The sequence below is a fragment of the Pseudomonas mandelii genome, from assembly GCF_024138395.1.
GTDB lineage: Bacteria > Pseudomonadota > Gammaproteobacteria > Pseudomonadales > Pseudomonadaceae > Aquipseudomonas > Aquipseudomonas mandelii_E.
Genome location: NZ_JAMYDU010000007.1, coordinates 112848 through 139665, shown reverse-complemented (window position 1 = coordinate 139665; position 26818 = coordinate 112848). Strand labels below are relative to the sequence as shown.

Here is a 26818-nt window from a genome sequence, read left to right as displayed (position 1 = left end):
CAGATTGCGCGGGCGCTGAAACTGCTCCAGCGAGTTTTTTGTTGAGCTGCGGCAGTTCTCGTACCACGAGTTTACAAACTGTCTTCTTCGTAGATAGATGACTGAAGAAACTCCGCTATCAGCGTTGTAATCTGCTGTTGAATCACCCCACGCGGGCGAGCGCTGTCGCCATCCCGGCAAATGATGCCATCGCCTGGTACTTCTTCTTCGAGCATTACCTGCGCGCCAGGTTTGCACACCGACAAGAAGCTGAAATGGCTTGCGTCGCTGATTTCGACGTAACGGCTTGACGCCGCCGGCAGGCGTTTGGCCAGGTTGGCAGACTCCAACTCAGCGGGAAGCTCGCGCGACGGTACGCCGGCAGCGATCACCAGCGCTGGTACCGGCAGCGCGGCCAGGCTTTCATCGGTCAGGCCCCGTGAAAGGCCCAAGTCCAATGTAACCACAGCAGTGACGCGTTTATCGCGCAAATCGGCGGCCAACGCAGCCTTTGATTCGGAGGTGCTTGCGGGGTTTATCTTTTCATAGACGGTGCAACTTGATAACTGCGGGTGGGCTTTGCAGTCATGGGCGAAGCGGTCTGGATCGAAACGAGCACCGGCGATCTCCAGAGCGGTCCAGCCGCCGAGTGAATGGCCCACTACTGCAATTCGATCATTAGCGACCAAGCCGAATTTTTCAGGTTGAGTCGTGACCCTATCAATGGCTCGGCGCACATCAACGGGCCGCTGCCATAACTGCGCCGCTGCTTGAGGGCTACGGTCATGAGTGGTGGTGCCAGGGTGATTGATTGCGGCAACGATGTAACCCCTATGGGCCAGAGCACTGGCAAGCCAGATCTGGTTGCTCCAGTTACCTCTGTACCCGTGGGAGAGCACCAACAATGGATGCTTGCCAGCAGCGGGCGGCGCGTCACGAACGGCAGAAGCACCAACGAACACCGCATCATCGCCGATCAATTGCGTGGCGGCGGTAGTTGCACTGGGGTACCAAACGACCATCTCCAGTGCGCGGTCATTGTGCGAGTCCGCCAGTGTGGAAGAGTGGAAGCCGACAGGGTTCTCGTCAGCGAGTGCGATAGTCGTCAGCCAGGTCAACAGCAGGGCGCCAAAAGCTATTTTCAATGTCGTTTCTTCCTTGATAGACAAGTGCATAGCCACCTGAATCCGCCGTTAGGCGCATCCGCCTTCGTAGGGAGTCGAAGCTAATGTGGCTGCATATAAGCACGGACATTAAAGCCCACACTCGAACCGCCGCGCATAGCTTTCCATCGTTAACGGTCTTTATTCAGGTTGATCCGCAGGTGAGGGCGTTGCTTCAGCGTGACGGGGCTTTTTTGTTTTTCAGATCGAAAGATCAAAAGATCGCAGCCTTCGGCAGCTCCTACGGTCAGCCATTCGCAATCCACCAGACCGCACTCACTCAGTCAACCCAGCCAGCCGCAACCCATCAACAAACCGCGCAAAATCCTCAGGACGCTGGATTGGCAGCCATTCCTTCAGGTTGGAAACACGCCGCTGGAAAAAGGGGACTGATTTGAATGGCACTTACTTAGCCGCTAACTAGCTGATGTGGCCGCAAAAAATAAAAAAAAGCTGGCCTTGGTCTACGGTGATAGTTGCGAACACACACCAATAGAACAAGGACACAGCCCGAGTGAATCGTAGACGTCAAATTGCTTTTTTCTCCTTCAAGCATTCGTCCATTGCTCTTTCTTGCTCTGCCGCTATCTTGTTTAGAGGTTGATAGAGTCCCGCAACGGCTGTATATCCAGTATGCGAAGCGGCATTGTCAATCGCTTCTTGTAACTTTAAATTTTCCTTTTTTAAACATTCATCCATTGCTCTTTCTTGCTCTGCCGATACCTCGTTTTGAGGTTGATAGTGCCCCGGAATGGCTATATATCCACTGTCGTCATAACTTGTCTTAGCGTTTTTAGAATTCTGACTGACAGAGTTTTCACTCGATTTAACGGTGTTTGCGGTGGCTGTATCACTAGCTATGTTAGATTCCAGAGGAGGGGTGGCGGGAGCAGAGACGGCGTCTACTTTAGCTTTTGATTTATTTTTCTTCGCCAATTTGTTACTGTTTTTTTGCATTTTCTTAGCCGTTGAAAAAGCAGAGTTTAGTTCTTTTTTATTCTTGTGAATAAGATTGTCGATCGGAATATAGCTAATAATTTGATTGGGTTTATTTTTAATATTTAAATTATAAAACTTCACTTGTCTCTGTGTTAGCTGAATATCAGCAACAGGCGACAACCGAATGAGACCAATAATCGCCTCACGAACAACAGCATATGTAAGTTGATCAAGGCTGTAAACAAAACTGTTTCCGGATTTTGGTATGGCAATGGGTAGCGCCATTACTTCAATGGCACTCTCATGCTGGGAGAGTATTTTTCCTGCCACTAAATCTTTATACGTGTAAACAACATTGCACTTCGATCGAATGCCACCCCAAGCGTTGCTTATAGACACTGAAGATACTTCGGCGCTTATTTCAATGCGGCCACTGTACTTCCCAAACTCGATAAAGCGATTGCTGTTGTGAATTTCTTTCTGAGTCGCATCCTTGATAACAGTTCCCCAGTTTGAAATTTGTAATTCGCCAACGTTATTGTCTATATCTATATTTCCTTTGGTTTTTATTTCTGCGGGAAGCACAATAATATCTATATTGTATGCAAAGTCATAATAGTCAATATCAGATACAATGCTCTTGTTTCTTTCGCTTGAAATTTCTGAATAATTTCTTATGTCGGCACAACTCGTAACTCCGAAAAAGCTAAAAGTGAGCACGAGTAAGGCAATTATTTTTTTTATCGACATGTTACGCTCCTTTAATTGTTGATTAAGGGCTTGTCGCTGACGCATAACAGTGATTAGACCGAGTTCGGCGATAACGAAATAATAGAAGTCTCTGGATAACTCTGCGCTACCAATTCCGACTTTTTTAAAAATCCATATAAATCATAGGCCTGTATTTCACGCCCCACCCCCTCAGCTGTAATCGCGCGACTTCTGTTTTTTGACGCCAAATACCTGCTGGATCAGGATGATCCGCAGGAGTAGGTGAGGGCTTTGGTTCATTGTGATGTGCAGTAAGAAGCTCTGCTCCATTAGGTGGGGCGGGGCTTTTGTTTTTCAGATTGAAAGATCAAAAGATCGCAGCCTTCGGCAGCTCCTACAGTAGGGAATTCCCGCGTTGGCTTTAGCAAGCAATTCGCAGCTCGCTGTACCGCAGTCACTCAGGCAACCCAGCCAGCCGCAACCCATCAGCGAACCGCGCAAAATCCTCGGGACGCTGGATTGGCAGCCAGTCCTTCAGGTTAGAAACGCGCAAAGACGGATCCAGTTCATGCAAACGCTGCATCGCCTGTTTCGCTTTGTCCATGTGTCCGCTGAGCGCGTGACTGGCCGCCAGCAGGGCAACCGATACCAGGAGGCAGGGCAGGTTTCTCAGCGCCTTTTCCGCCCAGGCAGCAGCGGGTTCGAAGCGCCCGGCGAAGAAGTGCGCGAGCGCCATGCCGACCTGCATTCTGAACATTTCCGGATCCACTGGGCTCAAGCGAACGGCATGGGTCAGATTCTCGATGGCGGCGTCTGTTTCGCCGCGCAGCGCGCGCAGGATGCCGCCGAGGAACCAGGCGGGGGCGAGGTTGGGGTTGAGCAGGCGTGCCCGGTCGAGCAGGGCAATGCCGCCATCGATATCGCCGGCGAGGTGGGCAAGTGCATGGCCGCCTCGCGTCAGCGCCACCGCATCATCCCGGCCGAGTTCCACCGCCAGACGCGCGAGTCGTGCGCCTTCGGCGATTTCTCGAGGCCGATCGGTCATCCAGCCATTCAACTTGCGCCAGAAGTGGCACCAGGCTGCCATGCCGTAGGCCGATGCAAACTCTGGATCGAGTTCGATGGCCTTGTAGAACAACGGCAGCGCTTGGTCGATGGCTTCGCGGGTGCCGTTGTGCAGTTTCGCCATTCCGCGCAGGTAATAGTCGTAAGCGTCCAGGCTTTCCGTTGGTTTGCGCTTGGCGCGCTCGATTTCCGCCCGTTCCAGCTGCGGCGCTATGGCGCCGACGACGCTTTCGGCGATTTGATCCTGCAGCTCGAAGATGTCGTGGAGCATGCCTTCGAAGCGCTCGGCCCAGATATGCGTCCCGGTCGTCACGTCGATGAGCTGCCCGGTGATGCGTATCTTGTTCCCGGACTTGCGCACGCTACCTTCCAGCACGTAGCGCACGCCGAGTGTCTGGCCGACGCCCTGGACGTCCACGGCCCGACCCTTGTAGGTGAAGCTCGAATTGCGCGCGATGACGAACAGCCAGCGGATACGCGACAGGGCGGCGATGATGTCCTCTACCATGCCGTCGGCGAAATACTCCTGCTCGGGATCGCCGCTCAGGTTGTGGAAGGGCAGGACGGTAATGGAAGGTTTGTCCGGCAGGACGAGCGGGTCAAACGCGCGTTCACCGATGCCTGGGCCGTCAGGCTGTCGCGTTTCGCCGATCTCACCGACCTTGATCTCGCCGACGAAGCGGTATCCCTTGCGGGGGACCGTGCGCACCAGGCGCTGCTCCTCGCCGGTATCGCCGATGGCCTTGCGCACCGCATTGATGTGGCTGGTGATGGTCGACTCCGAGACGATCCGACCGCCCCACACGGCCTTGAGCAGGTCGTCCTTGCTGACGACGCGATCGCGATTGCTGACGAGTTGCAGCAATAGATCGAAGACCTGTGGCCCGACAGCCATGACTTGCCCGCGCAAGGTCAGTTCCCGGCGCTCCTGATCGAGCACGTAGTCTTCAAACACGAATTGCAAGATGAGGATCCCCTGGTCGAGCGCCCTCGACTCCGTGTCCGAGCTGGCGGTGGTAAGTGGTATCGATAATACGGCAGCGCCCGCGGCAAGAGATACCCATTGAATAGCTGTTTTTATGGACGAAAAACCAAGCTTCCCTGAAGGCAAACCCAAGGCCGGCACAAGGACTTGCCTGACGCGCGCAGGCACTCTTCCTCTATGTCGACAGCAATGGTGCAGTCGAGAAGTGGAGAGAAACCATGAAGATCGTCGTCATTGGAGGCACTGGCCTCATCGGATCGAAACTTGTGAATATCCTCCGCGAGCGCGGCCATGACGCACTCGCAGCCGCCCCCAGCACGGGCGTGAACAGCATCACCCGCGAGGGCCTGGCCCAGGCGATGGATGGCGCCGATATTGTCGTCGACGTGGCGAACGCGCCTTCGTGGGAGGACCAGGCCGTTCTCGACTTCTTCGAAACGTCGAGCCGTAACTTGTTGGCTGCGGAGGCGGCCGCCGGGGTTCGTCATCACGTTGCCCTGTCGATCGTCGGCAGTGAGCGGCTTCCCGAAAACGGTTATTTCCGGGCCAAGGTCGCGCAGGAAAACCTCATCAAGGCGTCCGGCATTCCTTACACCATTTTGCGTGCCACGCAGTTCTTCGAGTTTGTCGGTGGCATCGCGCAGGCGGCCACCGTCGGCGAGGAGATTTACCTGTCGCCGGCGCTGATCCAGCCGATGGCGTCCGACGACGTGGTGGCGGCGCTCGCCGAGGTCACACTGGCAGCGCCGGTCAATGGCACGGTCGAAGTCGCGGGACCCGAGGCGATGCCACTCGACGAACTGGTCCGGCGCTTCCTGCGTGCCACTCAGGACACGCGCAAAGTTGTGCCGGATGTGCACGCGCGTTACTTCGGTTCGGTGCTCGACGATCAATCGCTGACACCCGGCAAGAACCCGCGCCTGGGGGCGATCCGCTTCGAGGACTGGCTCGCTCAGTCGACGGCCCAGGCGGGGCGCTGAGGCTCCCCAAGACACATCAGGCAAGCGTCGGCTCGGTAACGGGCCGCGCCATCACAACACATACGCATAAAGGAGCATTGCCATGTTTACCCGATATCTCTTGGCCGCTGCCTTCGCAGCGCTGTCGATCAGCGCAGCGTCGGCCGCCGAGCCGCCCGCCGGCAAGGTGTCGGTCGTATTCGACCGTCCCATTCCCAACATCTCGGGCAAGAGCATGAAGGGCGTGCTGGTCGAGTACGGGCCGGGCGCCGCGTCGCCGTCCCACACCCATCCGAAAACGGCCTTCATTTATGCAACGGTCCTGGAGGGCTCGTTTCGCATAAAAGTCAAAGGCGAGCCGGAAAAGATCTACAACGTCGGCGAAAACTTCGTAGAGGAGCCGGGCTCCGTGCACGAAGTCAGCGCCAACGCCAGCGACACGAAACCCGCACGCCTGCTGGCGGTGTTTGTCCTCGACACCAACGAGAAGGAGCTCGTTACACCTATTAAAAAGTGAGCCGATCAACGCGCTCATCGACGCTCGACAGCCGGGCGGCAGATCACTGCCGTCCTGCGGTTGTTGCAGGTCCTTGGCATTGAACAGGAAATGAGAACATGAACTCGCTTCAGGACAAGGTCGCCACCGGCGCAAGCGACGAGACCCCTGTCGTGGTGGCGCGGCAAAGCAAGAGAAAGATGATCGGCATTCTGCTGTGTATCGGTGCCGTGGTGGTCTTGGCTGGCGGTTGGGCCATGGCGTTGTCGAGCGGTGCGACCTCCACCGATAACGCTTATGTGCGCGGCGATCTCACCTCGCTCGCGGCCAAGGTTGCCGGCTATGTCACGGCGGTAGAGGTCGAGGACAACCAGACCGTCCGGGCGGGGGATGTCCTGTTCCGGATTGACGATCGGGACTATCGCGCACGGCTCGCGCAGGCAGTGGCCAATGTCAGCGCTGCCGAGGCTCGCCTGACCCATGTCGATGCCGAAACCCGGCTTCAGCGTAGCCTGATTCGACAGGCCGAAGCCCAGCGACGCTCGGCCGGCGCCGAAATGAATCTGGCGACCAAGACCCATGATCGCAGCCAAAAACTTATCGTCAGCAACGCGGTCAGCCAGGCTCTCGTCGATGAAACCGGCACGGCACGCTCCAGAGCCGAGGCGACGGTATCGGCCGCTTCGGCCACGGTCGAGGCTCAACAGCAACGCATCGCCGTCCTTGTGGCCCAGCGAGAAGCTGCCGTTGCTGCTGTGGCTCAGGCACAGGCCGCGCGTGATCTCGCCCAGATCGATCTCGACAGCACCGTGGTACACGCGCCTGTCGATGGCGTTGTCGGTAACCGTCAGGTCCGCGTCGGCCGGTACGTTACGCCGGGTGCAGCCTTGCTCGATATCGTGCCGGTCAATGATGTGTGGGTCGTGGCGAATTTCAAGGAGACCCAGCTCGAACATATCCGGCCCGGTCAGCGCGTGCGCATCACGGTCGACGGCTACCCGAACGAGGCGCTTGAAGGCGTGGTCGACAGCTTTGCACCGGGGAGTGGGTCGGCGTTCAGTTTGCTTCCCGCAGACAATGCCACAGGAAACTTCGTGCGTGTCGTGCAGCGGGTTCCGGTAAAGATCCGGCTTGCCCACAACCCGTTGCCGGGCCGCATCGTGCCGGGCCTGTCCGCGCGCGTCGAGGTTGCGCAAGGGGGCGGCTCATGAACACGGTTGCCACCGCCAGGCGGAGTAACGCCAGCGCTACGACCGGTGTTCTGCTCATGGCGGGCATCGTGCTTGCCACGCTGACGGAAGCGATCACCAGCACCGTTCTGTCGCTCGGGCGCAGCGACATCATCGGCGACACCTCTGCAACGCCCGATGAGTTTGCCTGGCTGGATATCGGCTACCTCGCGCTCAAGCTGATCGGCTTCATGACTGCCCCTTGGCTGATGAACCGTTTCGCTGCGCGTCATGTGATCATCGGCTCAACCCTGGTCATGGGCCTGGCATGCGGCATGGCCGCCATCACCGCTCGGCTGGATCTGTTGATTGCACTTCGGGTGATTCAGGGCTTCGCCGGCGGCACTCTGCTGGTGGGGGGCCAAACGATCATATTTCGCGCTTATCCGAGGTCTCAACAGCCAATCCTCCAGGCCCTGTTTGCCATGGGCTCCGTGGTCGCGCCCGCGACGCTCGCCCCGGCGCTTCAAGGGTGGTTGATCGATAGCCAATCCTGGACATGGATCTTCTTCAGCGTTGTCCCGATTGCCTTGGCGGCTAGCGGACTTTTGCTGATCGCAGACGGCCCGCTGCCCGCCAAGGTCCGGCACCGTCCGTTTGACTGGATCGGTTTCTCGCTGATCGCTGCCACCCTGTTCTGTTTCACCTACGTTCTCAGCCAAGGCAGCCGATGGGACTGGTTCGAGGAGCCTCGCATCCTGTGGCTAACCGTGATCGGCGCAGCCGCTCTGCTGGGATTTCTCGGCCAACAAGTGTTGGCCAAAGAGCAGGGGCTGCTCGACTTCACCCTGTTCAAATCGAGCGATTTCTCCTTCGCCTTTATCGTCAGTTTTGTCGCCGGTGCCGCTTTGTTCGGCAGCGCGTTTCTGATTCCGGCATTCGCTCTGTCCGTCCTCGGTTTCACGCCTACCGATGCCGGTCAGCTCCTGTTGCCCAGTGGTGGGTTTTTTATCGGTGGGCTCTTGATCTCAGCCTGGCTCATGCAGGTCCGCCGCGTTCCGCCGGTTGCCACCGTGCCCTTTGGAATTCTGATGATTATGGTAGCGATGTGGATGCTGTCCGGTTCGACCAGCGAAAGCGGCGCGGACGACATGATGGCCGCCATCCTGTTGCGCGGATTGGGGCTTGGCTTTCTGTTTTTATCGATCACGCTGATCGCTTTCAGCCACCTCAACAGCCGAAACCTCGCGAGTGGAATAGGCCTTTTCAATACGGGGCGCCAGTTAGGTGGCCTTATTGGGGTCGCAGGGCTCCAGACACTGATTGACCACAACATCGTCACCAATGCTGTGGTCCTCGGCGCCAACGTCACCCCAGGCGGGGCCGCGGTCATCGAGCGGATGACGACCACGACCGCCATGCTGATGGGGAAAGGAATGGATGCAGTGGCCGCTGGCCGGGCAGCGACGAGCCTTCTGGGTCGGTTAGTGACAAGTCAATCCACGGTGATTGCCTTCGACACAGCGTTCATCGCCGTGGCCCTGCTTTTTGTAATCGCTGCCCCCATTCTGGTCGGCATCAAGATCGGATTCTCGCGATACGAGAAAGTGCGCGCTTCACGAGCAGTAGCGTGAGGCATTCCCGGCCCACTCCAAAAGCGCCCTGAACGATCAGGATCCCATGTCATGAAATCATCCAGCTGTCGTACCATCGGAACATCGACAGAACGGAGGTTGGTATGGAAAATGGTCGGGGCAAACGAGTCGTTGTCGTTGGTGCAGGCATCGTGGGCGCGTCATTGGCGTATCACTTGGTCGGTAAAGGCGCGAATGTCACCTTGGTCGAGGCTGAAGATATAGCTTCGGGAGTGACTGGCAGTTCATTCGCCTGGATCAATACCTCTCACCCCGAACCTGACCCAATTGCACAACTGCGCGGTTCTGCAATCAAGGAGTATCGCCGACTCGAAACGCAGCTGTCTGGCCTGAAGATACGATGGACAGGCGCCTTGTCTTACAGCGTGATGTCGAGTGGAGCGCTGCCGGTTTCAGGTAACCAAGCTTCGGCAAACCTGGTGTCTCGATCGCAGATTCTCGATCTTGAACCAAATCTCAAAAACCCTCCTCAGTCTGCTTTATATGCGGCTGAAGAAGGGGCGCTGGACGCAGTGGCAGTTTCGCATGCGTTAATCGCAGGTGCCGAGGCATGTGGGGCGAAAATTCTCACTCAGACGCGAGTTCTCGGTTTTGTAACCCAGAATGCAAAGGTGACCGGAGTCAAAACAACAATAGGCATCATCGATGCCGATATTGTCGTATTGGCAGCCGGGACAGGCACTACGAAGCTGACAGACATGCTTGAAGTGCCCCTGCCAATAGAGGCCTCGCCTGCCATTTTCATCCGTTACAAGTCACAACCCAACCTCGTGCACACCCTCATCTCCAGCCCTGAAATGGAAGTGAGGCAAAGTTCGGACGGTGCGTTGATTGCGGCAGAAGATTACCTGGACGACGCCATGGAAAATCAGCCGGCAGCGATAGCGCTTCGAACTGCCAAGACAATCCAGAACGAACTCCATGGGGTTGTTTCCATAGATCCGGAATGGGCTTGTGTCGGACTCAGGCCCATGCCTGCCGATGGCATCCCCGTCATCGGTTATCTACCAAAAGTGGGCGGCGTTTACGTTTGTGCAATGCACCCTGGAATTACTTTGGCGGCGGTAGTTGGGCGTCTTGCCAGCGAGGAGATCATCGATGACAAGGCGTCCAGTGCCCTTTGCCCATGCCGTCCTGATCGATTCTTCCAAGCGTAGTAGATCCTCTTATGAGGCAGCTATCGGGTGTAGAAGCGCGACGGATGAACAAAGGGATCACCGCTTCGCGCTAGAGAGCGTGTTTTGCCAACAGCTACGGGTTTGCGGTGATGTGCAAAGCGGGACCGATTAGCCGATGACTTTTAATCGACCGATAGCAGCCGCTGGACAGACTAGTGGCAAATAGTTAGCGTCAACCTTCTACACTGGATCTTTACCGCAACTGAGCTTGGCGTCATCCATGTCGCGTTTCTCCCTGGGCTATGTCGCGTTTGCTGCAATTCCTCCTGGCTAGACAAGGGCTTGCAGGACGACAAGGAACGTTATACGACATCACTGTCGCGTTTAAACGCGACAGTGATGTCGCCAAATAGTAGTTAGGCGTATTAGGTGGAGGCGTTGCAATGACAACAATCGATGTGAAATCCCGATTCGAAGCAAAGCTTCTTCGTCCGGCAAAGCCTGGTAATGATACGTCGTGGGCGTTCGTAGTACTGCCAAGAGACGCGAGTGAACAGCTTCCGAGGCGAGGAAGGACGACAGTTGAAGGCACAATCGATGGGCACCATTTCCAGGCAACCCTTGAGCCGGATGGTCAGCTGAGCCATTGGCTGCAGGTAAGTAGAGAGTTATACGAAGCCGCAGGCGCGGCCGTTGGGGATATCGTTACACTAGAGCTAACCCCTGTGAAGAAGGAACCCGAGCCTGACATCCCACCAGATTTTCAGGAGGCACTGGCAGCCAGTCCTGAGGCTCATAAAGTCTGGAACAATACGACGACCATCGCACGAATAGACTGGATACACTGGATTACTTCAGCCAAGCAACTTAAGACGCGCGCAAAACGAATTGGTGATGCCTGCGATATGCTTGCATCCGGCAAGAAGCAGGTTTGCTGTTTCGACCAGTCTGGCTACTACAGTAAGGCCTTCCGTGCGCCCGAGGCAGAAAATTTTTAAATGGAGAAATGCGGTCGGCATAGGAGCTGGCGAAGCCTGCGATCTTTTGATTTTCAGCGGTTTCGCAGATGCCAATTATTTAGCGTTGCGCCATCGACTTCGGGCATGGAGATAAGCCGTCAAATCGCCGTATCCCAATTGGGCTGCGATCTCCGTCAGCGACTCGCCTTGCAATTCAAGATGCAGTTCCAGTTCTGCACGAATCTGATCGAGTAATTGCCTGAAGGTCGTGCCTTGCTCTTCCAGGCGTCTACGTAATGTCCTGGGTGTCTGGTGCAGCGCCTTTGCCAGATCGTCCAGATTTGGAGTTTCACCTCTCGCCAGAGATCGTCGCGCTCCTTCGGCAACCTTGGCTGACCAACCGCTGAAATTGCGATGCGCGGCAATCCGTCGATCCAGTTCCTGAGTCAATAACTCCAACATCCCGTGATGACGGGTCTGCATCGGCAGGCTCAGGCTTTGCGCATGGAAATAGAAGCAGTTCACCGGGCAGTCAAACTCGATACGGTCGCCAAACCACTGGGTGTATTGCTTGTAATACGAGGGACGCGAATGCATGAATTTTGCGAGAGTCGGCTGCACATCCTGCCCCGTTCCACGTCGCAATTGCGCGATGGCCATCACGCCGTAGTGTTCGATGACATACCGCGCCAACTCTTTTGGCGCGTCGATGCATAACTCCATTCCGACGCCATTGTCATCATTCACCAACTTCACATTGTCTGTGTCCGACGCAAGCGGTGCGTACCGGGCCCAAAGTTGCATAGCCGATAAAACGTCGGGGCTGTACAGGCAAAGATAAGCCAGGACGTGCCAGTCCTGAGGCGTGAACAGCGCGAACAGTTTTAACCCGATCGCCGGATCAATGCGCGCCGCCTCGCGCCACAGCTGATCCAGCTGGATCAGGCTGTAATCCGTGCTTTTTCGGGAAACCTGGCTGTCAAGGAAGCGCTCCAGCACTTGGCCCAGCCGACCTCGATGAAAGCGCTGGGGCGGGCGATTGGCCGGTTCTAGCTCAATTTTGTCCATTTCGCGCATTGGGAGGACTGACTCCTGGGTTTCTAATGACATGGCATTGCCCGCAAGGGCCTAAATCGAGAGTGCCATGAATACAATAATGCTCGCCAATAACCCTGCGTTGATAGTGGCCGGGATTTTCCTTGCCTTCATTTTGCTAGAGCTTGCCTGTTCCTCGTTTCGTCAGTCGTCAGGCGGCAAACGTGACGTACTCATTGAAGTCGTCGGCTCCGGCATACTACTGGCGGTCACATTCCCTTTCGTCATGTGGCTAAGTGGCAAGATGCTGAGTCAGGCTGTACCGGAGATGAAAGACGCGTTGGCTGGAATCCCGTGGATTGCAGGATTTGTATTGTTTTTACTGCTGGATGACATGACCCAATACTGGTGGCATCGCCTGACTCACCGGGTTCCCGCACTGTATGCATTGCACCGTGCACATCACTCCGCACCTTATATGAGTGTACGCATCGTCTATCGCAACAACAGCTTCTACTATCTTCTGATGCCCGGTATCTGGCTATCGGGCATGCTGATTTATCTGGGTCTTGCTCCCATTTATTATGTTTATTTGATTGTAAAAATGACGGTAATTTTTGCAGCGCACAGCAGCGTTGCATGGGACGACAAACTTTATCGCATCCGCGCGTTACGCCCACTTGTTTGGGTTTTGGAGCGAACCTTCTCCACACCCTCCACTCACTCTGCGCATCACGGTTTGACTGCCGAGGATGGCGTTACCCATTACAAAGGCAATTTCGGCAACCTGTTATTTCTTTGGGACATCCTGTTCGGTACCGCAAAAATTACCCGTCGGCGTCCGCCAGCCTACGGGATCGAGCACTTGTCACCGATAAGCTGGAAAGAAGAATTGTTCTGGCCCATCGTGCGTTCCCGCCGCACCGCACCCAAGGTAAACGCTAAACAGAAGGTGGCGCGATGAGTCGTCATATCGTTCTGCTGTCTGGATCGAACAGATCAAACAGTCAATCAGTCAAGGTCGCCAGGTATCTGCGCGATCGATTAGAGAAACTTGAGCTGTGTGACTCAAGCGAACTGATTGACCTGGCTTCCAGTCGGCTACCGCCTTGGCCAGAAGCAGACACCGACAGAGTCTGGAATGCCCAGCAATCCATCCTCAAAAAAGCGACGGACTGATCGTGATCAGCCCTGAGTGGAATGGCATGGCTTGCCCGGCCCTGAAAAACTTCTTTTTGTACGCAGGGCTCGGCGAACTTGGGCATAAGCCTGCACTGTTGGTAGGCGTTTCGGCAGGGCTTGGGGGCGCCTACCCAATTGCTGAATTACGCACATCGAGCTACAAAAATAGCCGGATCATGTATTTGCCCGAACAACTCATCATAAGAAACGTAGAGTCGATGCTTAACAGCGAAAAGCCTTCAGACGAAAACGATAGTCGCATTCGGGCACGTGCCGACTGGGCGTTGCAGATACTTGGTCAATACGAGGCAGCCTTGCGCACCGTACGCCCGGCAATTGAACACCCGCCAGAGTTCTCCACTGGAATGTAAAAGCTAGGGACGCTGAAGATCAAAAGATCGCAGCCTTCGCCATGTCCGCGACATTGGAGGACGGCTGATACGGTTTTTCCTTTGCCATCTGCATCTGTAATGGGATCAGCCTTCGACTCAGAATGACAGTACGGTCAGCAGCGGCGGTAGCCGCTGCACCGCAAACTCATAACGTAGGAGGCCCAATGGGCAAGATGGCATTTTTCCTGGGTGGATTTCTGGTGTTGACCATTTTGATTGGTGCGCTGGCCACGATTTCTCCGGTGTAAGAGAGGTGACTGACGAATGTCGCGACAACAAAATTTCGCCATCGCTTGAATGGCGACTGGCAAAGTCTTGAGATCCTGCATGCCTGTCAAATCGCACATGGCGAAATTTTGATACTACACGTCGAGTTGGCGGGAGCGACGAAGCACTGACGACGATTATTGTTTTCGCACAAAAGCAGGAAACAATAATCATGCTGCCTTCGACGAAAAGAATTGATAGTCACGTTCATTTTTACACTTCGCAAGATCTTCGCCGGGTAGCGGGCTCGCTGCCCTATGTGTTACCGGAGCCGCATCCGCTTACCGCTTATCTGGATAAACTGATCACTGCCGGAGTTGCCCCGGCGGTGATCAATAATGTGCACCTCAGTATCCTGCCGGACTCGGAAAACGTATTCGCTTCGTTTGAAGAGCTCAAGCGTCTCCAGGTTGCAAACCCCCTGCGCTACGGGGAAATCAAACTGGTAGGAACGATCAAGGCGGATCCTGCCTACGCCATACAAGAACGTCTTGCGCACCCGCAAGTTGTCGGCGCTCGAATCGTTCTACACGATGCAAGGCCTGAAACTGTTGCTGATACACGCTTCAGTGATGGGCAATGGTCTGCCTTTTATGCTCGCCTGCTCCCGCATCAGCACCTCCACATCTACGCGAAAGAAGCAGAGACCAATCTGCGCGTGCTGCGCCAGATCCCTGACGATGTGCGCGTCATCATCGATCATCTAGGCAGCTGTCACAGCGAGCGGGGCACCGCAGAGCCGGCTTATATCGCTCTACTCACTGAAGCGAGCAGACGAGGCAATGTGTGGTTCAAGGGCCCTGGCTATCGCACTTCTGTCAGTCCCGAGGAAACAGCGCGTTTTGTCGTGCAGATTGTTCGCACAGTTGGCGCAGACAAGATTCTCCTGGAAGCAACCGATGCACCTCATGTTGGAACCAACAACGACGGTGTGCCGTATTCCGACCTGTTTGATTGGTCCCAGGCTTTTAATTTTGTTAGTGCCGTTGCACATCATGTTTCTACAGAAACCCGGATTCCTGTTGACCAGCTTCTCCGTGGAGCCTCTGGCCAGTTGGTAATTTGATCTACGCCCGCACCCAAACTTCGAGATATCAAGCGATGACGAACATTACGACTAAAGAAATCAACTTTGCTGTCAAGTACGGAGACGAAACGCTGAGTCTCAAGGGAATGGTATTCGAACCAGAAGAAATCGACGCATCGTCCCGCAAACTTCCACCCGTAGTCTTCAACTCCGGCTTCACGGGCGGGGTCTCGATGTACGGTCAGCTTTTCGGTCGTGCCCTGGCGGCCCGGGGCTATCGAGTCATGACCTACGACGTGGCGGGCTTTTTTACCAACAAGCACATACGAAACACCGTCCAGGCGGGTGACATTGTGATCACCAATGTCACCCTCGAAGACCAGAAAGACGAAGTCCTCGGTGCGGTTGTATGGGCGCGCGACAATTTTGGTGAGATGCCTGTGGTCGCATCCTGGGCGATGGGGGCGGTGGCCAGCCTCGGTGCAGTGGCTGAGCTTGCTGCCGCAGGCGGTGAGCAGATCCGGTTTTGGGTGCCGATGAGTTACACCAACATCCGCACGCTGCAAGCCCTGCGTGCAGACAAAGAGGTAGCGGACGCAGCCATTCACCAACTCCCGGATGACGCGCCTATTCCTCCGTTTGATACTGGCACCGAAGCGACCCGCCTTGGATATTATCCGCTTGATCCTGAAACTCAGGCTTATGTTGATCAGCAGTTGGGCGGCTATACCGAAGCGGGTGGTGCTGACCGTTGGCCTGGCTGCACCCACGTGACTGCGAAGTCCTATAAGTCGTATGTGGCATATGACCCGGAGCGGTCCATGGAAGGCGCAAAAAACTTCCCGCCTGCGCTGATTATCCACGGCGCCGAGAACACCCTGCACATGCCCTCGGAGTCCGAGCGTCTGCACCGGCACTATCCGGGTGATGCAGGTGCGAGCGCGCTGATCATGCCGCACATGCAACATGGCCAGCAGAATCAAGTCGACAGTCCCGTGTTCAAATCGATGATCCAGAGCATCGATAAGGCTATTCGCACGCGCGGCTGATTCGCTCGCCATTATCCTGTAAGGCCTCGCAACGAGGTCTTGCAGCATTTCCAGCGTCGCGGTGCATTCCTCCAGCGACGTTTCCCGTCAAGGGCCCTAACATAGCCAATCCAAAGCCAGGCCCTCAGGCCGGCCTAAGCTGTGTTGTCTGAACGGCTGGCCCCCTGATAAGGATCCGGCCCCTGATAAGGATCTGGCGATGACGAGCCCCCGTGAACCAGCGACACCTGCGAATGGTTACACCACCAAGCGAATCGGGCTGCTCATTCTCCCTCAGTTTTCCATGATGGCATTGGCTGGAGCCAGCGAGCCTTTGCGGGCCGCGAACCGGCTTTCGGGAAAGACGCTTTATCAGTGGACCCTTCTCACGGAAGCGGGTGGGCCGGTCAGCTCCAGCAGTGGTATCGAGATCCAGACACTGCCGGTCGAACAAGCGCCCGAGGTTGATCGCGTTTTTGTGTTGGCGAGCCTGGACATCGAGCATCAGAAACCACCCAGGATGCTGCGCTTTTTACAGCGCGCAGCGGCACGAGGGATAACCGTCGGCGCACTGAGTACCGGTACTTTCATTCTTGCCCGAGCCGGATTGCTGGAAGGGAAGCGCTGCACGTTGCACTGGGAGTCCATCGGTCAATTTGCGGAAGAGTTTCCCACTATCGAAGTCACCAGAGAGCTGTACGTCAACCATGGAAACCGATGGACATGTGCGGGGGGGACGGCGGCCATCGATCTCATGCTGGCGCAAATCGCGCTTGATTATGGCAATCAGCTTGCCGCCAGCATCGCAGAGCAATTTCTGCACGCAAGGATAAGGGCGCCGGAAGAACATCAGCGAATGTCGATACAGTGGCGGTTCGGGATTCACGATAAGCGGCTGACGGCCGCCATTGCGTTCATGGAAAATAATCTGGAGAACATTGTCGGCATCGAAGAGATCGCCGACCGATGCAATCTGTCGCATCGTCAGTTGGAGCGGTTGTGGCATCAGCACTTCGGGATGACACCGAAAAAATTCTATCTTGAGCTCCGGCTTAACGAAGCACGCCGATTGCTGCGTGAAAGCACCCAGCCCATTGCTTCCATTGCCTATAGCTGCGGGTTCGTCTCGGCGTCACATCTGGGCGCTGCCTACCGTCGTGTGTGGGGATGCACGCCCGGCGAAGAGCGGCGGAAATTTGATGATGCTCATTCCTGATTGCAGTCACCGAGCGCGTCGATCAACGAACGCTAATCCGCCGAAAAAACCCTCTCTCTACAAAACCGCATAGCAAGCTAATGACTTGGCCCGACAGGAGGTACGCTCTGGCGAGCCTTGATAATTCGGCGATCCTGCATACTTCCTTCCTCGCTCGACCCTTCACATTGCACTGCACGCTGGCGGGCCTCGGGACGTCGGTTTTTTGATAGAAATCGTCGAACTCAAAGCTCAGGCTCGGTTCAGGAGCGCGGTAAGGTTCGTTACAAATCCGGCGTCCACTTCCAGATGCACAGCCGGCAAAAACAACAATGACGCGAAGAAGGCCTAACAACCATGGAAACCTTGAGTTTCATTCTGGAAAACGGCGGGCTGATCAGCCTGCTACTCGGACAACACCTTCTCATCGTGGCAATCGCGGTGGGGTTGGCGATTCTGACCGGCGTGCCCGTCGGGATCGCAATATCCCAGCACCCCAGAACCCGCCGTTGGGTATTGGCCTTTGCTGCTGTTCTGATGACTATTCCCTCTGCCGCGCTGTTCGGGCTGATGATCCCGGCCCTGTCCCTGATTGGTTACGGGATCGGTGTAGTGCCAGCGGTCATTGCGCTTTTTCTCTATTCCCAGCTGCCGATCATTCGCAACACCACCACCGCGATCTCCAACATTGATCCTGCGTTGCGTGAAGCGGCGATCGGAATGGGAATGTCGACCTGGCAACGGCTGCGCAAGGTTGAACTACCGATAGCGGTCCCTCTCATCATGGCGGGCGTGCGGATGGCGACCGTTATCAATATCGGTATCGCGGCAATCGCCGCCTATATCGGCGCCGGTGGCCTGGGCAGTCTCATTATTCGCGGCATCGCCCAATCTGATACGCGACAGTTGGTAGCCGGAGCCATCGTCATCAGCATTATTGCCATTGCGGCCGATTATGCGCTGTACGCCCTGCAGCTCCTCCTGACGCCAAAAGGCCTGAACAAGAACAAAGTGGCCACTGGCCGAATGAAGGAAGCGACGACGTGATCCAGATCGAGAACCTGAACAAGAAATTTGGCTCAATCACCGCAGTAGAAGATGTCTCATTCAACGTTGAAGAGGGGCAAATCTGCGTACTGCTCGGGCCGTCTGGCTGCGGCAAAACCACGACCTTGAAAATGATCAACCGACTGATCACGCCGACGTCGGGAACGATCAGAATTGGCGGTCGCGATACGTCCGAACTGGACAGCGTCACCCTCAAACGATCGATCGGCTATGTGATTCAGCAAGTCGGTTTGTTCCCGAACATGACCGTAGAGGAAAACATTTGCGTCGTCCCCAATCTGTTGGGATGGGATAAAACCAAAAGCCGCAAGCGAGCAGCGGAGTTGCTGGAAGTCGTCGCGCTGGAGCCGTCAAAATTTCTGAAGCGATACCCGTGCGAACTCTCGGGAGGCCAGCAACAGCGAGTGGGCGTGGCCCGAGCGCTGGCAGCGGATCCGCCCGTGATGTTGATGGATGAGCCGTTTGGCGCGATCGATCCGATCAACCGGGAAGTGATCCAGGACGAGTTCATGCGCATCCAGCGCCAAGTCAACAAGACCGTGCTTTTTGTCAGTCACGACATCGACGAAGCCGTGAAGATGGCTGACTGTGTCGCGCTGTTCCATAACGGAAAAATCGAGCAGTTCGGCAGCTCGGATGATCTTCTCGCCAGGCCCAACAGCGAGTTCGTGGAGAACTTCATGGGCAGCGACAGGATCATGAAACGACTCTGTTTGCTGCGTGCGGCTGACGTCGCCAGCAGGATCCCTCCACGGGAGCAGATGCAAGTCGTGGGCGCAAACAGCGGCATCGCCATGCGCTCGCAACTGATCGTGAAGCCCGGGGATGATCTGCGCCACGTGCTCTCGCAGCTACTGGGTCGCGGCCAGGACTGGGCGTTATGTAACGACAGCGACGGACGCTTCATCGGCTATGTCCACCAGGCCGACATCCTGGCGCGACTTGTTGAAAATATTACTCCGGCGGTGCACTGACGATGTCTGACTTAATGATCAGATTTTGGGAAGGGCTTCAGTATTACTGGGGCGATATCAGCTACCTGACGGTTCAGCATTTGCAGATCGTTGCCATCAGTGGGGTGCTGGCCCTGCTCGTTGCGCTTCCATTGGGCGTATGGATGAGCCGTCCTGCGAACCAGCGTTACGCCATGGCAACTATGCAGTTCCTCAATGTGGGGCAGGCGATACCCAAGCTCGCACTGTTGGCATTGGCCATGAGCTTTATCGGCGTAGGCAGCGGCGCGGCCATCATCGGATTATTTGTCGCGACCTTGTTACCCGTGGCGGTCAACACCTATGAAGGATTGCGCGCGGTGCCGCAACACTTGGTCGAAGCGGCCGAGGCCATGGGCATGACGCCTGCGGAGACACTGTGGAAAGTCGAAATTCCGAATGCGATGAACGTGATTTTCGCGGGCATACGTACGGCGCTCGCCATCAACGTCGGTACTGCGCCGCTTGCCTTTCTGGTCGGTGGAGGAGGGTTGGGTGAGTTGATCTTTACCGGTATCGACCTGAATGACTTCGGCATGATGTTGGCCGGTGCAGCGTCGACCGCGCTCCTGGCGATTGCAGTCGATCTGGGCTGCGGCTTGATTCAAAACATTGCAGTGTCACGGGGCTTGAGGTTGGCCGGGCGCGAATGAATCTGAAGACCATAGACCTAAACCAATAATATGAGGTGCATGATGATTTATCGAATGCTAGCCAGTCTGATCTTTAGCCTTGGCCTTGTTTCAGGTGTCGTGGGCAGTGCTTCTGCCAACAGCACGATTGTGGTCGGCGGCAAGAAGTTTACAGAACAGCAACTGGTTGCTGAAATGACGACTCAATTGCTGCGCACCAATGGATACAGCGTCGATAAGCGCCCTGACTTGGGGTCATCTGTATTACGCGCTGCGCAAGAAAACGGTCAGGTTGATGTGTATTGGGAATACACCGGCACTTCGCTGATTACTTACAACAAAGTCCTGGACAAACTTGATGCTGACGAAACGTATAAGAGGATCAGCACGCTTGATGCACAGAAGGGCATTACGTGGCTGAACCGATCAAAAGCCAACAACACCTATGCCTTTGCCATGCGCAAGGAGGAGGCCGATAAGGACGGGATCGTCTCGATCAGCGATCTGGCAAAAAATATCGGAACAGGCAAAGCCTATAAGTTCGCCTCTAACGCTGAGTTTTTTTCGCGCCCTGATGGCTTGAAACCGCTTCAAGATACGTACAAATTTGAATTCGAGCGTAAAAACGTCATCCGGATGGACGGCGGATTGACCTATCAGGCGCTCAGGGATGGTCAGGTGAATGTGGCGTTGGTGCTGTCGACTGACGGGCGGATTCCGGCATTCGGCTTTATTGTCCTGAAGGACGACAAAGGATTTTTCCCAAGTTATGCGCTGACGCCAGTGATTCGTACCGAAGTCCTTAACGAGAACCCGAAAATCGGCGAATTGCTCAACGCTCTTTCCTCCAAACTGGACGACGACACCATTGCGGGTCTCAATTCTCGGGTCGACGTCGGCCGTGAGTCTATCGAGAGTGTGTCCAAGGAATTTTTGCAGAAAAACAAGTTGCTGTAGGAGCTGCCGTAGGCTGCGATCTTCCACGTTGCCTTCAGAACTTTCCAGGGCCGGCAGAATAACGCCGGCTTTTTTTACCTCTGCCTCCCACTCCCTCGCACCCACATGAGCTGCGAGCTCATTCCGTTCGCCTGTACCCACTAGGAAAATTACCCATGCAGTTGAATAAAAAGTTCGTGGCTTGTTCGTGTTTGGTACTGGCGGCAAGTGCTCAGGCGGATGACGGTATCGACCGCATGACCCTCGCCGATATGCGTCAGGCATTGAATAACGGGACCCTCAGTTCCGAGCAACTGGTCAGGCACTATCTGGATAACATTCGCGCGAACAACCATCAGGGTCAAAACATCAATGCGCTGGTGACCCTCAATGATCAGGCGATCGAACAGGCCAGGAAATGGGATGCCGAACGCGCCAGAAACCCCAATGCCAAGTACGCACCGCTGGCGGGCATTCCTTTCGTAGCGAAGGACAACTTTGACACCGCAGGTATGGTCACCTCGGGTGGATCCTACGTACTGCGTTCGTCGGTGCCGAGCCAGGATGCCTTCGCCGTCAAGAAGCTGATCGACGGGCAAGCGATTCTTCTCGGCAAAGCCAATCTGTCGGAACTGGCAGCGTCCTTTGGCTGGTTTGGCTACAGCTCGTTTGGCGGCCAAACGCTGAATCCCAGAAACACCAAGCGTGACGCTTCTGGCTCCAGCAGCGGTTCTGCCGCCTCCGTCGCTGCAGCGTTTGCACCCTTTGCGCTGGGGTCGGATACCAGCGGGTCGATCCGCGCGCCCGCCAGCGTCACCGGTACGGTGGGCTTCAGACCCTCGCTGGGTCTGATCAGTCGCAGCGGTATTATTCCGCTCTCTCTCGCGTTCGATACCGGTGGAGTGATTACAAACAGTGTGCTGGATCAGGCCATCGTGCTGGATGCGATCAAGGGACAGGACAAAAGCGACTCGGCGACCCTTGACCTTGCGGCAGACAAAATACAGTTTGAGCAAGCGCTGAGCCGTTCTTCGCTGCAAGGCAAAACCATTGGCGTGATCACTAACTTCAAAGGCGCCAACCCGGAGGTGGATGCGGTCTTTAAAACGGCGCAGGAAACCCTCGGCAAGCGCGGTGCTCATGTGGTCTCCATCGACCTTCCCAAGGCGTTTGAAACGCTATGGAGCGATGTATTGGGCCCCGTTGGAGAGAGTGAATTCAAACCGCAATTCGAACGCTACCTGGCCACCCTCAACGCCAGCCAACCTCGAACGCTGGCGCAGTTTCTCGATCTGGCCAGGAAAAATCAGGCTGAAAACGGCCCGCATGGAATGAACCCGGCACGCCTGGCCGGGCTGGAAGCGGTATCGAATGGCGCAAGCACCGACTCGCCGCTGTATATCTCCATCCTCTCCAGAAAGATCCCGCAGTTGCGCGCGCAACTGATGGACATCATGAAGAAGAACAACGTAGATAGCCTGTTCTTCGCGACCATCAATTGCCCGGCTTCGGTGGTTCACGGCGTGACCGATGACAGTTACGTCTGCACATCCGGTGACACCTATGCGTCGTCGTACATTGCCTCCGCCACGGGGTTTCCCGAGATCACGGTTCCCGCAGGCACCATCAAGGGCAACCTGCCTGTCGGTGTTTCGTTCCTGGGCGGCTACGGCGAAGATGCCAAGGTAGTGGGTTTTGGCTACGCCTTCCTCGGGCGGTGATCATTCTGCCGGGCGTTCATATCTGTTCCAGCAACCAGGTACGGAACGCGATCAGTGACGGCAGCATTTCGTTGCGTGGCGGGTAGGTCAGGTAGTAACTGCGCTGACTGGCGAAGGGCAGGTCCAGGCTGATCAGCTCTGAGCTGGCCAATTCGTCGGCCACCAGAATACGCGGCACCAGACCTATTCCAATGCCGGCTCTGACGGCCTGGATCAAGTGTGAGGTGAGTTCGAAACTGGGCCCCAGGCGCATCATTCGATGGGGCAAGCCGTGGTGGCTGAACCACTCGCCCCAGACGTTGGGATTGTTCGCGACATTGAGCAGTATCTGCCCGCCAATGCGCTCCGGTGTCCAGTCGTCATGGGCCTGGGCTGCCTGCGGCGAAATGATCACCATCATTTCTTCTGCGTGCAGCCGATGGCTGATCAGGCCCGGTACATCAGCATTGCCGACGACGATCGCGGCATCAATACCGCTGGTTTCAAAGTCGATGGCGTCGATCCGGGAGTTGATGTGGACCAGCATGCCAGGATGGCTTTTGTAAAAGTCATGAAGGCGCGGCAATAACCACTTCGAGCCGAAGGTCGGCAATGTGGCCAGGCGCAACGTGCCGCTGCCTGATTGATAAGCCATGGCCTGCAACGTGGCGCTACGGATGCGTCCGAGCGCTTCGGTCATTTCCCGCTGATAAAGACGACCGACATCGGTCAACTGCACCTGCCGACCTTCACGGCGAAACAGCGTCAGGCCCAGTTGCTGCTCCAGCGCCTGAACTTGCCGGCTGACGGCGCTTTGGGTCAGCGAGAGTTCCATCGCGGCGCGGGTGTAGCTTTCATGTCGGGCGGCGGCTTCAAAGGCCAGCAGCAACGACATCGAGGGGGTGAGGTGGCGGTAATTCATTCGTAAAAGTCATCGATAGCGACAGGATTATCCGTTTGTTCGGCACCAGAGACTGCAGGATCATTGGCGCAGCCGACGACCTGAGGCTGACCTATTAATGCTCAGGCGACAAGTGTTTTGATTTTTCCGTGATTAGACCTACAAGAGACCATCCTGTGATGATCGCCCCGTTGACGACCGTTGAACCCGCGGCACAGTACCCGGAATTTTTGCAAGCCCTGCGTGCCAGCGGCTTCCGCGGTCAGCTCAGTGCCGACTATGCCACTCGGACCGTGCTGGCGACCGACAACTCGATTTACCAGCGTCTGCCGCAAGCGGCGGTGTTCCCCCTCGACGCGGACGATATCGTGCGCATCGCGACATTGATGGCCGAACCACGCTTTCGCCAGATCAAGCTGACCCCGCGGGGCGGTGGCACCGGGACCAACGGCCAGTCTTTGACCGATGGCATCGTGGTCGACCTGTCGCGGCACATGAACACCGTCCTCGAAATCAACGTCGCCGAGCGTTGGGTGCGGGTGCAGGCGGGCGTGGTCAAGGACCAGCTGAATGCCGCGCTGAAGCCTCATGGATTGTTTTTCGCCCCGGAGCTGTCGACCTCCAACCGCGCCACCGTGGGCGGCATGATCAACACGGACGCCAGCGGCCAGGGCAGTTGCACCTATGGCAAGACCCGCGATCATGTGCTGGAACTGCACAGCGTACTGCTCGGCGGTGAGCGCCTGCACAGCCAGCCTCTGTCCGACGCGCAGCTGGAGGTGGCGTGCGCGCAGCCCGGCCGCATCGGCGAGGTGTACCGCACCGCGCGGCACATTCAGGAAACCCAGGCCGACCTGATCGAGTCGGTGTTCCCCAAGCTCAACCGCTGCCTGACGGGTTACGACTTGGCGCACCTGCGTGACGAGCACGGACGCTTCAACCTCAATAGCGTGCTGTGCGGTGCGGAAGGTTCGTTGGGCTACATCGTCGAAGCCAAGCTCAATGTGCTGCCGATCCCCAAATACTCGGTGTTGGTGAACGTACGCTACGGCAGCTTCATGGATGCTCTGCGCGACGCCAATGCGCTGTTGGCGCACAAGCCGCTGTCCATCGAAACCGTGGACTCCAAAGTGTTGATGCTGGCGATGAAAGATATTGTCTGGCACAGCGTCGCCGAGTATTTCCCGACGGACGCCCAGCGCGCGACGCTGGGTATCAATCTGGTGGAATTCAGTGGGGAAGACCTGACGCAAGTGAACGCTTGCGTGGCGTCGTTCGTGGCGCATCTGCAGGCCGACACGACGATCGAGCGGCTGGGCCACACGTTGGCCGAAGGTGCCGAAGCGGTGACCCGCGTATACGCCATGCGTAAACGCTCGGTCGGGCTACTGGGCAACGTCGAAGGCGAGATTCGCCCGCAGCCTTTCGTTGAAGACACGGCCGTGCCGCCGGAGAAACTGGCCGACTACATTGCTGAGTTCCGCGCCTTGCTCGACAGCCATGGCCTGGCCTATGGCATGTTCGGGCACGTCGACGCCGGTGTGTTGCATGTGCGCCCGGCGCTGGACATGAAAGACCCGGCCCAGGCCGCGCTGGTCAAGCCAATCTCCGATGCCGTGGCCAAGCTGACCCGGCGTTATGGTGGTTTGCTGTGGGGCGAGCACGGCAAGGGATTGCGTTCGGAATATGTTCCTGAGTTTTTTGGCGAGCTGTACCCCGCGCTGCAATCGCTCAAGGGCGCGTTCGACCCGCACAATCAGCTCAACCCCGGCAAAATCTGCACGCCGCCGGATGCCGCCCAAGGCTTGCTCAAGGTTAACGAAGTGACGCTGCGCGGTGAGCTGGACCGGCAAATCGACGAGCGCGTCTGGCAAAGTTTCGGCACCGCTGTGCACTGCAACGGTAACGGCGCTTGCTACAACTACGATCCCGACGATGCAATGTGCCCGTCGTGGAAAGCTACCCGTGAACGCCAGCATTCGCCCAAGGGCAGGGCGTCATTGATTCGCGAATGGTTGCGTCTGCAAGGCGCGGCCAATATCGATGTATTGGAAGCGGCGCGGGGCAAATTGTCGTGGTTGAGCGGGTTGCCCGCGCGGTTACGCAATAACCTGGCGCGCTCGCGCGGCGCGGCGGATTTCTCCCATGAGGTGTACGACGCGATGGCGGGCTGTCTGGCCTGTAAATCCTGTGCGGGGCAATGCCCGGTCAAGGTCAACGTTCCGGAATTTCGATCACGTTTTCTGGAGCTGTACCACGGTCGCTATCAACGTCCGCTTCGCGATTACCTGATCGGCTCGCTGGAGTTCACCATTCCTTACATGGCCTACGCGCCGGGCCTGTACAACGCGGTAATGGGCTCAAAATGGATGAGCCGCTTGCTTGAGCGACACGTCGGCATGCTCGACAGCCCGCTGATCAACCGTTACGACTTGCAGGCCACGTTGACCCGCTGCAAGGTGGTTGTCGCCAGCGTGCCAGCCCTGCGCGAGCTTACCGTCGCGCAACGTCAGCGCAGCGTGGTGTTGGTGCAGGACGCTTTCACCCGTTACTTCGAAACCCCGTTGCTGGCGAGCTTTATCCAGTTGGCGCATCAGTTGGGCTATCGGGTGTTTCTGGCGCCCTATAGTGCCAACGGCAAGCCTTTGCATGTACAGGGCTTCCTCGGCGCCTTCGCCAAAGCGGCGATCCGTAACGCCAGTCAACTCAAGGCGCTGGCCGACTGCGAAGTACCGCTGGTGGGTCTGGATCCGGCGATGACGCTGGTCTACCGCCAGGAATATCAGAAAGTGCCGGGGCTCAATGATTGCCCCAAAGTCTTGCTCCCTCAGGAGTGGCTTTTCGATGTGTTGCCCGAAAACCCGCATCCCGCTACCCAGACATTCCGTTTGTTGGCGCACTGCACCGAGAAGACCAATGTGCCGGCCAGTACTTCGCAATGGGAAGCCGTGTTTGCCCGGCTTGGACTCAAGTTGGTGACGGAGGCGACTGGCTGTTGTGGCATGTCCGGAACCTACGGCCATGAAGCGCGCAACCAGGACACCTCGCGGACGATTTTCGAGCAGTCATGGGCCGGCAAGCTGGACAAGACGGGAGAAGCACTGGCAACCGGTTACTCCTGTCGCAGTCAAGTAAAGCGTCGCGCCAACAAGCAACTGCGCCACCCACTGGAAGTGGTGTTGGAGCATGCGCGCGGCGAGTAGGGGCGCTTGCGAGTCTTGTGAGTCGCTAACGTGTGAAAGGAGAAAAACCACAACGCCTCCAC

Annotated in this window: 22 protein-coding genes and 1 pseudogene; 18 read left to right on the top strand and 5 right to left on the bottom strand. The window is 56.6% G+C overall.

Features of this window, described 5'->3' with window-relative positions:
- Positions 1 to 71: 71 nt before the first annotated feature.
- Positions 72 to 1124, bottom strand: a complete 1053-nt coding sequence (locus NHU87_RS13930) for an alpha/beta hydrolase family protein (RefSeq protein ID WP_253549246.1) — start codon at positions 1122 to 1124, stop codon at positions 72 to 74.
- 83 nt (positions 1125 to 1207) lie between these two features.
- Between NHU87_RS13930 and NHU87_RS13925 the strand changes: the two genes are divergently transcribed.
- A complete protein-coding gene (locus NHU87_RS13925; RefSeq protein WP_253549243.1) occupies positions 1208 to 1540 on the top strand; it encodes a hypothetical protein in 333 nt (110 codons plus the stop codon).
- A gap of 130 nt (positions 1541 to 1670) precedes the next feature.
- On the opposite strand, the gene NHU87_RS13920 is transcribed toward NHU87_RS13925, so the two are convergent.
- Together NHU87_RS13920 and NHU87_RS13915 are read right to left on the bottom strand one after the other, a co-directional pair.
- On the bottom strand, positions 1671 to 2831 hold the full coding sequence (locus tag NHU87_RS13920) for a hypothetical protein (protein WP_253549240.1): 1161 nt from the start codon (positions 2829 to 2831) through the stop codon (positions 1671 to 1673).
- A 415-nt stretch (positions 2832 to 3246) separates the two neighbouring features.
- The gene (locus NHU87_RS13915; RefSeq protein ID WP_253549237.1) at positions 3247 to 4821 is read right to left on the bottom strand and encodes a winged helix-turn-helix domain-containing protein; all 1575 of its coding nucleotides are present in this window, start codon (positions 4819 to 4821) and stop codon (positions 3247 to 3249) included.
- 239 nt (positions 4822 to 5060) lie between these two features.
- On the opposite strand from NHU87_RS13915, the gene NHU87_RS13910 reads away from it, so the two are divergent.
- The 6 genes from NHU87_RS13910 to NHU87_RS13885 all read left to right on the top strand — a co-directional run bounded on the left by NHU87_RS13910 (position 5061) and on the right by NHU87_RS13885 (position 11237).
- The gene (locus NHU87_RS13910) at positions 5061 to 5822 is read left to right on the top strand and encodes an SDR family oxidoreductase (RefSeq protein WP_253549234.1); all 762 of its coding nucleotides are present in this window, start codon (positions 5061 to 5063) and stop codon (positions 5820 to 5822) included.
- A gap of 82 nt (positions 5823 to 5904) precedes the next feature.
- Entirely contained in the window at positions 5905 to 6318 is a 414-nt protein-coding gene (locus tag NHU87_RS13905) for a cupin domain-containing protein (RefSeq protein ID WP_253549232.1), read from the top strand.
- Between the two features lie 98 nt (positions 6319 to 6416).
- Positions 6417 to 7508: an HlyD family secretion protein gene (locus NHU87_RS13900; protein WP_253549224.1), complete on the top strand. Its 1092-nt coding sequence runs from the start codon at positions 6417 to 6419 to the stop codon at positions 7506 to 7508.
- Entirely contained in the window at positions 7505 to 9100 is a 1596-nt protein-coding gene (locus NHU87_RS13895; RefSeq protein ID WP_253549222.1) for a DHA2 family efflux MFS transporter permease subunit, read from the top strand. Before NHU87_RS13900 ends, NHU87_RS13895 begins: the two co-directional genes overlap by 4 nt.
- Before the next feature lie 83 nt (positions 9101 to 9183).
- On the top strand, positions 9184 to 10278 hold the full coding sequence (locus NHU87_RS13890) for an NAD(P)/FAD-dependent oxidoreductase (RefSeq protein ID WP_367399031.1): 1095 nt from the start codon (positions 9184 to 9186) through the stop codon (positions 10276 to 10278).
- 404 nt (positions 10279 to 10682) lie between these two features.
- Positions 10683 to 11237: a YdeI/OmpD-associated family protein gene (locus NHU87_RS13885; RefSeq protein ID WP_253549218.1), complete on the top strand. Its 555-nt coding sequence runs from the start codon at positions 10683 to 10685 to the stop codon at positions 11235 to 11237.
- 75 nt (positions 11238 to 11312) lie between these two features.
- Here NHU87_RS13885 and NHU87_RS13880 read toward each other — a convergent pair whose 3' ends face one another.
- The gene (locus NHU87_RS13880; protein ID WP_253549216.1) at positions 11313 to 12275 is read right to left on the bottom strand and encodes an AraC family transcriptional regulator ligand-binding domain-containing protein; all 963 of its coding nucleotides are present in this window, start codon (positions 12273 to 12275) and stop codon (positions 11313 to 11315) included.
- A gap of 67 nt (positions 12276 to 12342) precedes the next feature.
- On the opposite strand from NHU87_RS13880, the gene NHU87_RS13875 reads away from it, so the two are divergent.
- The 10 genes and pseudogenes from NHU87_RS13875 (at position 12343) to NHU87_RS13830 (ending at position 22673) form a co-directional block, all read left to right on the top strand.
- A complete protein-coding gene (locus NHU87_RS13875) occupies positions 12343 to 13197 on the top strand; it encodes a sterol desaturase family protein (protein ID WP_253549214.1) in 855 nt (284 codons plus the stop codon).
- A pseudogene (locus NHU87_RS13870) lies at positions 13194 to 13786 on the top strand (NADPH-dependent FMN reductase). Before NHU87_RS13875 ends, NHU87_RS13870 begins: the two are co-directional and overlap by 4 nt.
- Before the next feature lie 460 nt (positions 13787 to 14246).
- Entirely contained in the window at positions 14247 to 15140 is an 894-nt protein-coding gene (locus NHU87_RS13865; protein ID WP_253549205.1) for an amidohydrolase family protein, read from the top strand.
- A gap of 35 nt (positions 15141 to 15175) precedes the next feature.
- Positions 15176 to 16150: an alpha/beta fold hydrolase gene (locus tag NHU87_RS13860; protein ID WP_253549203.1), complete on the top strand. Its 975-nt coding sequence runs from the start codon at positions 15176 to 15178 to the stop codon at positions 16148 to 16150.
- Positions 16151 to 16349: 199 nt separating this feature from the next.
- Entirely contained in the window at positions 16350 to 17345 is a 996-nt protein-coding gene (locus NHU87_RS13855; RefSeq protein ID WP_253549201.1) for a GlxA family transcriptional regulator, read from the top strand.
- A gap of 336 nt (positions 17346 to 17681) precedes the next feature.
- The gene (locus NHU87_RS13850; RefSeq protein WP_253549199.1) at positions 17682 to 18371 is read left to right on the top strand and encodes an ABC transporter permease; all 690 of its coding nucleotides are present in this window, start codon (positions 17682 to 17684) and stop codon (positions 18369 to 18371) included.
- Positions 18368 to 19366, top strand: a complete 999-nt coding sequence (locus tag NHU87_RS13845; RefSeq protein WP_253549196.1) for an ABC transporter ATP-binding protein — start codon at positions 18368 to 18370, stop codon at positions 19364 to 19366. The genes NHU87_RS13850 and NHU87_RS13845 overlap by 4 nt, the downstream gene beginning before the upstream one ends.
- Before the next feature lie 14 nt (positions 19367 to 19380).
- Positions 19381 to 20037, top strand: coding sequence for an ABC transporter permease (locus NHU87_RS13840; RefSeq protein WP_253549194.1), 657 nt, complete (start codon positions 19381 to 19383; stop codon positions 20035 to 20037).
- Between the two features lie 54 nt (positions 20038 to 20091).
- The gene (locus tag NHU87_RS13835) at positions 20092 to 20973 is read left to right on the top strand and encodes a glycine betaine ABC transporter substrate-binding protein (protein WP_253549192.1); all 882 of its coding nucleotides are present in this window, start codon (positions 20092 to 20094) and stop codon (positions 20971 to 20973) included.
- Positions 20974 to 21128: 155 nt separating this feature from the next.
- Entirely contained in the window at positions 21129 to 22673 is a 1545-nt protein-coding gene (locus tag NHU87_RS13830) for an amidase family protein (RefSeq protein ID WP_253549190.1), read from the top strand.
- Between the two features lie 16 nt (positions 22674 to 22689).
- Here NHU87_RS13830 and NHU87_RS13825 read toward each other — a convergent pair whose 3' ends face one another.
- Entirely contained in the window at positions 22690 to 23574 is an 885-nt protein-coding gene (locus NHU87_RS13825; RefSeq protein ID WP_253549188.1) for a LysR substrate-binding domain-containing protein, read from the bottom strand.
- A 158-nt stretch (positions 23575 to 23732) separates the two neighbouring features.
- Between NHU87_RS13825 and ydiJ the strand changes: the two genes are divergently transcribed.
- Complete coding sequence (gene ydiJ / locus NHU87_RS13820; protein ID WP_253549186.1) at positions 23733 to 26756, top strand: D-2-hydroxyglutarate dehydrogenase YdiJ; 3024 nt, start codon at positions 23733 to 23735, stop codon at positions 26754 to 26756.
- Positions 26757 to 26818: the final 62 nt, after the last annotated feature.